Raw genomic sequence first — 8,863 nt, forward strand, 5'->3', positions numbered from 1 at the left:
TGGACTCGAGGTGGAGCTCTGGTATTTTTGTTTTTGCCAAGACTTCGTTACAGTTCTTGTAGGATTATTATTACATAATTAGCACTACTTGTCAAATAATTGTTAGCTCCACTTTCTATTTTACTTTTCCTCTTTATAGGTCTATAATGGTAACAGATTCTATTTGGAGGTTTTTATGTCATTTCTATCAAAAAATGGAGCAGGCATCTTGGCCTGCCTTCTCATTTCAATCGTATCTTGGTACTTAGGAGGATTCTTCCCTGTTATTGGCGCGCCTGTTTTTGCGATTTTTATGGGCATGCTCCTACATCCCTTTCTCTCGTCTTATAAACAACTAGATGCTGGATTGACCTTTAGTTCCAAGAAATTGCTCCAGTATGCCGTTATCTTGCTTGGTTTTGGTCTCAATATCTCGCAAGTCTTCGCAGTCGGACAATCTTCACTCCCTGTCATCCTGTCCACCATTTCAATAGCCTTGATTGTTGCCTACCTCTTCCAGCGCTTCTTTGCACTGGACACAAAACTGGCTACCTTGATTGGAGTAGGTTCTTCTATCTGTGGGGGCTCTGCCATTGCGGCAACAGCGCCTGTTATTCACGCCAAGGAAAAGGAAGTCGCCCAAGCCATCTCTGTTATCTTTTTCTTCAACGTCTTGGCTGCGCTCATTTTTCCAACGCTAGGTACCTGGCTTCATCTATCCAATGAAGGCTTCGCCCTCTTTGCAGGAACTGCGGTCAATGACACTTCCTCTGTAACAGCCACAGCCAGCGCCTGGGACAGCCTCTACCAGACCAATACCCTCGAATCCGCAACCATTGTCAAACTCACACGTACTCTGGCTATCATCCCCATCACTCTCTTTCTCTCCTACTGGCAAAGTCGCGAGCAAAAAAATAAGCAAGGCTTACAGCTGAAAAAAGTCTTCCCACTGTTTATCCTTTACTTTATCCTTGCATCGCTCCTAACCACCCTTCTGACCTCTCTCGGTGTGTCTAGTAGCTTCTTTACTCCTCTCAAACAACTCTCCAAATTCCTCATTATCATGGCCATGAGTGCTATCGGGCTTAAAACCAATCTAGTAGCTATGATCAAATCCAGTGGAAAATCCATTCTTCTCGGAGCCATCTGCTGGATAGCCATCATCCTCACCAGTCTTGGGATGCAGACCCTTATCGGCATTTTCTAATACTCTTCGAAAATCTCTTCAAACCACGTCAACGTCGCCTTTCCGTAGGTATGGTTACTGACTTCGTCAGTTCTATCCACAACCTCAAAACTGTGTTTTGAGCTGACTTCGTCAGTTCTATCTGCAACCTCAAAAACTGTGTTTTGAGCAACCTGCGGCTAGTTTCCTAGTTTGCTCTTTGATTTTCATTGAGTATAACACAAAAGATAGCCCCCAGCTACCTTTTTATTATGCTTCCTCAATCAAGCGTGTATGTTCTCTCTTTATGCAACGATTCATCACGATGTCATCACATCCACCAGCACGCAAGATCTCTTCCGCTTCTAGACTTTCAAGTCCTAGCTGTGCCCAAAAAATCTTGGCATCAGCCTTGAGAAAATCACGCGCCACATCTGGCAGAAACTCGCTGCGGCGGTAAACATTGACAATATCTACAGGAAAAGGAATCTCTGCTAGACTAGCATAAGCCTTCTCACCCAATATTTCACCACCTGCTACCTTGGGATTGACTGGGATGATTTTATAACCCCGAGCCTGCATTTCCTTGGTCACTCGATTGCTAGTTGTTTCTTCACGGTCTGATAACCCCACTACAGCAAGGGTTTTACTCGTTGCTAGATACTGACGAATCACCCCATCACTTGGATTGATAAATTCTTGACTCATAAAAATCCTCCTTTTTCATCAGTATAGCACAATTTGAAAAGGCTTGCAGAATTCTACTACAAAAAGGAGGACTAGCCCCCTTTTTATTTAGCCTCGTACCAGGTTGCTCCCTCATTCTCATCCGCAATCAGGGGAACACTGAGTTGAATGGCTTCTTCCATAGTTTGTTTGACCAATTTTTTCATCTCTGCTAGTTCAGATTTAGGAACTTCAAGGACGATTTCATCGTGCACTTGCAGAAGCATCTTAGTCTGATAACCACCTGCAACCAAGGCTTTATCCAGCTGAATCATAGCAATCTTGAGAATATCTGCCGCCGAACCCTGGATAGGAGAGTTGATAGCTGTCCGCTCTGCGAAACCACGAATATTAAAGTTGCGCGAATTGATATCTGGCAACTCACGACGACGCTTGAAAAGTGTCTCTACATAGCCCTTATCACGCGCCTCACGCACCACTTCATCCATGTAGTTTTTAATACCTGGGAAGCGTTCAAAGTAGGTATCAATGTAGGCTTTGGCCTCCTTACGGCTAATGCCCAGATTATTAGACAAACCAAAGTCTGAAATCCCGTAAACCACTCCAAAGTTGACCGCCTTGGCATTGCGACGGTCGTTTGCAGTCACATCCTCAGGACGTTCAATGCCAAAGACCCGCATGGCTGTCGAAGTATGGATATCTGCCCCCTCTTGGAAAGCCTTAATCAAGTGCTCATCCTTAGAAATATGCGCCAAAACGCGCAATTCAATCTGTGAGTAGTCCGAACTAAGCAGTACACTATTCTCCCACTCTGGAACAAAAGCCTTCCGAATCAAGCGCCCTTGTTCCAATCGAGCAGGAATATTTTGCAAGTTTGGATCCACACTAGACAGACGCCCAGTCTGGGTCAAATCCTGCACATAACGAGTATGAATCTTTCCATCAGCCAAAATCCAGTCCTGCAAGCCAATTACATAAGTAGATTGAATCTTAGCAATCTGACGATAGTCTAGGATTTTCTTAACAATCGGAGCAATCGGAGCCAGGCGCTCCAAGACATCCACGGCTGTCGAATAACCTGTCTTGGTTTTCTTAGTGTATTCTAGAGGAAGTCCCAATTTCTCAAAGAGAAGCACGCCCAACTGCTTAGGCGAGTTGATATTAAACTCCTCACCAGCCAGTTCGTAAATCTCCTGAGTCAGTTTTTCAATAACAAGCTCATTTTCAGCCTGCATCTCAAGCAAGGTCTCTTTCTTGACCGTAATCCCAGCAATTTCCATCTTAGCAAGGACAAAAGCCAGAGGTTGCTCCATATCATAAAGAAGCTCTAATTGCCCATTTTCATTGAGTTTTTCAAGTAAGACAGGTTCTGTTTCAACCAACACAGTAAGCTTACGAGCTAAGTGTTCCAAGAATTTCTCACGTTCAGGAAGGGTCTTCTTGACTCCCTTACCATAAAAGGTCTCATCATCAACCAAATAAGTCTGACCATAAAGACTAGCGATAGTCGCAATTTCATTGTCCTCCACAGTCGAAAGGAGGTATTTAGCCAAACGGCTGTCAAAAGCAGGCGCCTGCAAATCCACACCCAAACGATGCAAGAGAACTTTAGCTTTCTTCAAGTCATAAACTCTCAAAGGTGTTTTTTCTAAGAAGTCCTTGAAAATAGGCTCTTGCAAAAGTTCAAGCTTGTCTGTAGCATATAGCTTTTCACCACAAGACCAGGCAAATCCAACCAAATCATCCGTATGGTAATTCTCACCAAAAAGCTCAAAGTGGAAGATAGACTCCTCACTCAGCATATCTTGACTGACTTGGTCAACGATAGTAAAGTCCAAGCTCTCAGCCACATCAGCTGACGATACATTTAAAGCCTGCTTGAGCTGTTTAAAGCCCATTTCATCGTAGAACTTCCCAAGATTTTCAACATCTGGACCACTATAGACCACATCCTCCAATCTAATCTCAATCGGTGCCTTGGTATCAATGGTCGCCAGTGTTTTCGACAAAAAGGCCTGTTCCTTATCATTGATGAGATTTTCCTTCATCTTAGAAGCCTTCATCCCATCGATATTCTCATAAATTCCCTCGAGTGAGCCATGCTCCAGCAAGAGCTTGATCCCCGTCTTTTCACCGATTTTGGTCACCCCAGGGATATTATCCGACTTATCACCCATGAGCGCCTTGAGATCGATAAACTGCGTTGGTGTAATGCCCATCTTTTCCATAAGATAGTCTGGCGTAAAGGCCTCAAACTCAGCCACACCTTTCTTGGAAATCTCAACCACCGTATGCTCATCCGTCAGCTGAATCAAGTCCTTGTCCCCACTGACAATGGTAATATCAAAACCATCCTGCTCTGCTAGCTTATCCAGTGTCCCAATGATGTCATCCGCCTCATACTGAGCCAACTCATAGTGACGAATCCCCATATGATCCAGCAACTCACGAATAAAGGGAAATTGCTCACGAAACTCATCCGGAGTCTTAGCCCGACCACCCTTATAGTCCGCATACATCTCTGTCCGGAAGGTCGTCTTCCCCGCATCAAAAGCCACCAAAATATGACTAGGCTCAACCCGCTCCAACAAATGGCTCAACATCAACTGAAAGCCATAAATCGCATTGGTATGCAAACCAGCCGCATTCTTAAAACGGTCCAACTGCTGATAGAGTGCAAAAAACGCCCGAAAAGCAACAGAAGACCCATCAATCAATAATAATTTTTTCTTATCCATACACCCATTATAAAGGAAAGCAGGGAAAAATACCATTGGGAAGAGCTAGAACAAGTATTTTTCAAACTTTTTCCGAATAAATAGATAGAGCCAGAGAATTTAGTAAACCTAGATTTAAAAATGTGCTATAATGAAAGGAGAAAGAATATGACATTACGTCATCCGGGCATCAGCCCGACCAACGATTTGGTTGCTAAGAAAATCTTTAGCAATCCGGAAATCACTTGTCAATTTATTCGCGATATGCTGGACTTGCCAGCAAAAAATGTGACCATTTTGGAGGGAAGTAACATTCACGTCTTGCCTTCCATGCCCTACTCAGCGCAGGATTTCTACACCAGTATAGATGTTTTAGCGGAGTTGGATAACGGCACTCAAGTAATTATTGAGATTCAGGTGCATCATCAGAATTTTTTCATCAATCGCCTGTGGGCTTACTTGTGCAGTCAGGTTAATCAAAACCTAGAAAAAATCCGTCAACGAGAAGGTGATACCCACCAGAGCTATAAACATATTGCACCAGTATACGCTATCGCGATTGTCGATAGTAATTATTTTCAAGATGACTTAGCTTTTCACAGTTTCAGTATGCGCGAGGACACGACGGGTGAAGTCTTAACCATCACAAGTAACGGTCAAGAAAACCATCTGGTTAAGATGGCGTTCTTGGAACTAAAAAAATACAGAGAAACCAGCAAAGACAAGGTTCGCAAGCCGTGGTTGGAGTTTTTCGGGAACAAACCCTTTACCCAGCGCCCCGAGCGAGCCATCAGCCAGGCAGACCAACTGCTGGACTACAAGAGCTGGTCCGAGGAGGACAGGAAGATGTTTAGTCAACTACGTATGCGTGAAGAACAAGCATTGTTAGCTCAGGACTATGCCTTGGAAACTGCTAGAGCGGAGGGGGTTGAACAAGGTTTAGAGCGTGGACTTGAACGTGGCCGTGCAGAGGGGATTGAAAAAGGGCGAGAAGAAGGTCTTGAACAGGGACTGGAACGAGGTCGTGCAGAGGGATTAAAAGTAGGTTTAGTAAATCTAGTCCGCCAAGGTCTTCTAACGTCTGAGGTTGCTAGCCAGCAATTAGGCATGACTGTCGCTGAGTTTGAGGTGCTATTGAAAGATTAAGACTATCACCAATAATGGACAAGAAAACCATCTGGTTAAAATGGCATTCTTGGAATTAAAAAAATACAGAGAAACCAGCAAGGACGAGGTTCGCAAACCGTGGTTGGAGTTTTTCGGTAACAAGCCCTTTACCCAAGAACCCGAGCGAGCCATCAGCCAAGCAGACCAACTGCTGGACTACAAGAGCTGGTCCGAGGAGGACAGGAAAATGTTTAGTCAACTACGTATGCGCGAAGAACAAGCCTTATTGGCTCATGACTATGCCTTGGAACAAGCGGAGGAAAAGGGCTTAGAACGTGGGCGAGCAGAAGGTATTGAACAGGGACTAGAGCGAGGGAAAATTGAAGGACAAATTTTTACCTTTCTTGATTTAGTTCACCAACATGTTTTAAGCTCTGAATTTGCCAGCCATCAGCTGGGTATGACTGTCTCTGAGTTTGAAGAATTATTGAAAGATCATCATAAATAAGAATTAAAAAAATACAGAGAACCCAGCAAAGACAAAGTTCGCAAACCGTGGTTGGAGTTTTTCGGCAACAAGCCCTTTACCCAAGAACCCGAGCGAGCCATCAGCCAAGCAGACCAACTGCTGGACTACAAGAGCTGGTCCGAGGAGGACAGGAAAATGTTTAGTCAACTACGTATGCGAGAAGAACAGGCATTGTTGGCACAGGACTATGCCTTGGAGCAAGCTAAGGAGAAAGGATTAGAACGTGGTCGTGCAGAGGGTATTGAACAAGGCTTAGAGCGCGGGAAAGTTGAAGGAAGGGAAGAAGGGAAACTTTTTGCCTTCTTAGACATGGTTCGCCAACATGTTCTAACTTCCGAATTTGCGAGTGAGCAATTGGGAATGACCGTCGCTGAGTTTGAGGCGCTGTTGTAAAATTATACAATCACTAATAACATAAAAGTGAACAGGACTGAAATATGGTCCTATTCACTTTTTATTTTCTATAGTAGATTGAAATAAGATATGAATAAATTGATTAGGAAAGTCAAATTAATTTCTAGAAATGTTTTAGAATCCGTAGCGTACTATTCTAAATTCAATCCATTATACTGTCCAACAAAGCCCTCACGCGATTATATATACAAAAAGAGAAGGTAACAAGTCCTTCTCTTTCATATTAAATCCATTCACCGTTTCCGTTTACAGTGTAACCATTTACAGTAGTATTTACTGCAAGGGCACCTGAACCGTCAACATAGTACCATGTACCACCAACTTCAAACCATTGGCTAGCTTTCATAGCACCTGAGTTTTCAAGGTAGTACCATGTACCACCATCTTTAAGCCAACCTGTTGCCATTGCACCATTGCTGTTGAGGTAGTACCATGTACCACCGTCTTTAAGCCAACCTGTTGCCATTGCACCGTTTGCATTTAGATAGTACCATGTATCACCATCTTTAAGCCAACCTGTTGCCATTGCACCGTTTGCATTTAGATAGTACCATGTATCACCATCTTTAAGCCAACCTGTTGCCATTGAACCATTGCTGTTGAGGTAGTACCATGAACCCTTGTTTTGTAGCCAACCTGTTGCCATTGAACCATCGGTATTGTAAAAATACCACATACCGTTTTCTTGTTTCCAGCCGGTTTTTGGAGAAGCTGGTTCTACTACAGAATATGAGCTGTATGACGGAACATATGAAGGGACATATATAGGATTAGCTGGTCTTGCAGGAACAGAAGGTTTGACTGGAGTTTCTGCCGGTTTTTCTTTAGCTTTATCTTCTTCTGCAGCTTTCTTATTTAATTCATCGATAAATTTTTCAGCTTGTTTCGCAGTTAAACCTTTTTTAAAACCTTCTACAATTTCTGCTCTTGTTTTATCTGATGCTGCTTTTAATGCGGCAATTGTATCAGCTTTTGCTTTTGCTTCTTCTGGACTATTAGTTTCAGCTTTTTCTAATTCTGCGATTGCTGCTTTCAATGCTGCATCATAGTTCGCTAAAAATTCTTCCTGAGCTGCTTCCTCTTTTGCTGCAGCCTCTTTATCTTCTTCTGCAGCTTTTTTATTAGCTTCATCAATTAAACCTTCAGCTTGTTTTGCAGTTAAACCTTGTTTAAAGCCTTCTACAATTTCGGATCTTGTTTGAACTGACGCTGCTTTTAATGCAGCAACTGTTTCTTTCTTTTGTTTTTCTAATTCTGGATCATTTTTTGTATCAGCTTTTTCTAATTCTGCAATCGCATCTTTTAATGCTTGATCATAATTAGCTAAAAATTCTTCTTGAGCTGCTTTCTCTTTTGCTGCCGCTGCTTTATCTTCTTCTGCAGCTTTTTCATTCGCTTGATTGATTAATTTTTCAGCTGCTTCTACAGTTAAACCTTTTTTAAAGCTTTCTACGATTTCTTTTCTTGTTGCATCTGATGCTGCTTTTAACGCTGCAATTGTATCAGCCTTTGCTTTTGCTTCTTCTGGACTATTAGTTTTAGCTGCTTCTAATGCTTTAACTGCCTCTTCTAATGCCTTATCATAATTCGCTAAGAAGTCTTTTTGAGCTGTAGTTTCTTCTTCAGCTTTTACAACTAACGGTTGAGATGTAGCAAACGCTAATCCTAGAACAGCAACACTAGCTAAACTAGCAGTAAGAAGTTTTTTCTTATCCATAAAATATCTACCACCTTTAATACTCTTTTTAGCATTATTTTACCATTTTCTTTTATTAAATTCAATAAATAACCCTCCGTTTAAAAATGAAGTAATACTCAATGAAAATCAAAGTGCAAACTAGGAAGCTAGCCGCAGGCTGTACTTGAGTACGGCAAGGTGAAGCTGACGTGGTTTGAATTTGATTTTCGAAGAGTATAACTTCTCAAAGCAACTTCCACTTGCCTAACCAAAGTGGAGAAAATAGCCCATAATATCCATAATGAAAAGCGACAAAATAACTCATTAGAAAGAATCATATGGAACAATTACATTTTATCACAAAATTACTCGACATTAAAGACCCTAATATCCAAATTCTAGACATCATCAATAAGGATACACACAAGGAAATCATCGCCAAACTGGACTACGATGCCCCATCTTGCCCTGAGTGCGGAAGTCTAATGAAGAAATATGACTTTCAAAAACCATCGAAAATTCCTTACCTCGAAACGACTGGTATGCCTACTAGAATTCTCCTTAGAAAGCGTCGATTCAAGTGCTAT

General features: G+C 42.3%; 5 protein-coding genes and 3 pseudogenes. 5 read left to right on the top strand and 3 right to left on the bottom strand.

Annotated elements, in window-relative coordinates; all coding sequences use genetic code 11:
- Positions 1-175 precede the first annotated feature (175 nt).
- Entirely contained in the window at positions 176-1,186 is a 1,011-nt protein-coding gene (locus SMIDD28_RS08315) for a YeiH family protein (protein WP_061425567.1), read from the top strand.
- A gap of 228 nt (positions 1,187-1,414) precedes the next feature.
- On the opposite strand, the gene SMIDD28_RS08325 is transcribed toward SMIDD28_RS08315, so the two are convergent.
- Together SMIDD28_RS08325 and polA are read right to left on the bottom strand one after the other, a co-directional pair.
- Positions 1,415-1,852 (bottom strand): CoA-binding protein, encoded by a 438-nt coding sequence (locus tag SMIDD28_RS08325; protein ID WP_000076488.1) that lies wholly within the window; start codon positions 1,850-1,852, stop codon positions 1,415-1,417.
- Positions 1,853-1,935: 83 nt separating this feature from the next.
- Complete coding sequence (gene polA, locus SMIDD28_RS08330; RefSeq protein WP_061425568.1) at positions 1,936-4,569, bottom strand: DNA polymerase I; 2,634 nt, start codon at positions 4,567-4,569, stop codon at positions 1,936-1,938.
- A gap of 147 nt (positions 4,570-4,716) precedes the next feature.
- Here polA and SMIDD28_RS08335 point away from each other — a divergent pair, with 147 nt between their 5' ends.
- The 3 genes and pseudogenes from SMIDD28_RS08335 to SMIDD28_RS12300 form a co-directional block, all read left to right on the top strand.
- Entirely contained in the window at positions 4,717-5,694 is a 978-nt protein-coding gene (locus SMIDD28_RS08335) for an Rpn family recombination-promoting nuclease/putative transposase (protein WP_061425569.1), read from the top strand.
- A pseudogene (locus SMIDD28_RS11905) lies at positions 5,687-6,163 on the top strand (hypothetical protein); the annotation flags it as partial. The gene SMIDD28_RS08335 and the pseudogene SMIDD28_RS11905, both read left to right, overlap by 8 nt.
- Positions 6,164-6,577: pseudogene (locus tag SMIDD28_RS12300) on the top strand (hypothetical protein); the annotation flags it as partial.
- Between the two features lie 244 nt (positions 6,578-6,821).
- Here the strand turns inward: SMIDD28_RS12300 and SMIDD28_RS12305 are convergent.
- A pseudogene (locus SMIDD28_RS12305) lies at positions 6,822-7,403 on the bottom strand (hypothetical protein); the annotation flags it as partial.
- A gap of 1,211 nt (positions 7,404-8,614) precedes the next feature.
- Here SMIDD28_RS12305 and SMIDD28_RS08355 point away from each other — a divergent pair.
- Positions 8,615-8,863, top strand: a 249-nt coding sequence (locus SMIDD28_RS08355; protein WP_196756368.1) for a transposase family protein, incomplete at its 3' end; no start/stop codon positions are given.

This window comes from Streptococcus mitis (assembly GCF_001579045.1).
Lineage (GTDB): Bacteria > Bacillota > Bacilli > Lactobacillales > Streptococcaceae > Streptococcus > Streptococcus mitis_D.

Coding starts and splice junctions, on each gene's coding strand:
- polA (WP_061425568.1), bottom strand. CDS start 4,569: ATGGATAAGAAAAAATTATTATTGATTGATGGGTCTTCTGTTGCTTTT.
- SMIDD28_RS08335 (WP_061425569.1), top strand. CDS start 4,717: ATGACATTACGTCATCCGGGCATCAGCCCGACCAACGATTTGGTTGCT.
- SMIDD28_RS08315 (WP_061425567.1), top strand. CDS start 176: ATGTCATTTCTATCAAAAAATGGAGCAGGCATCTTGGCCTGCCTTCTC.
- SMIDD28_RS08325 (WP_000076488.1), bottom strand. CDS start 1,852: ATGAGTCAAGAATTTATCAATCCAAGTGATGGGGTGATTCGTCAGTAT.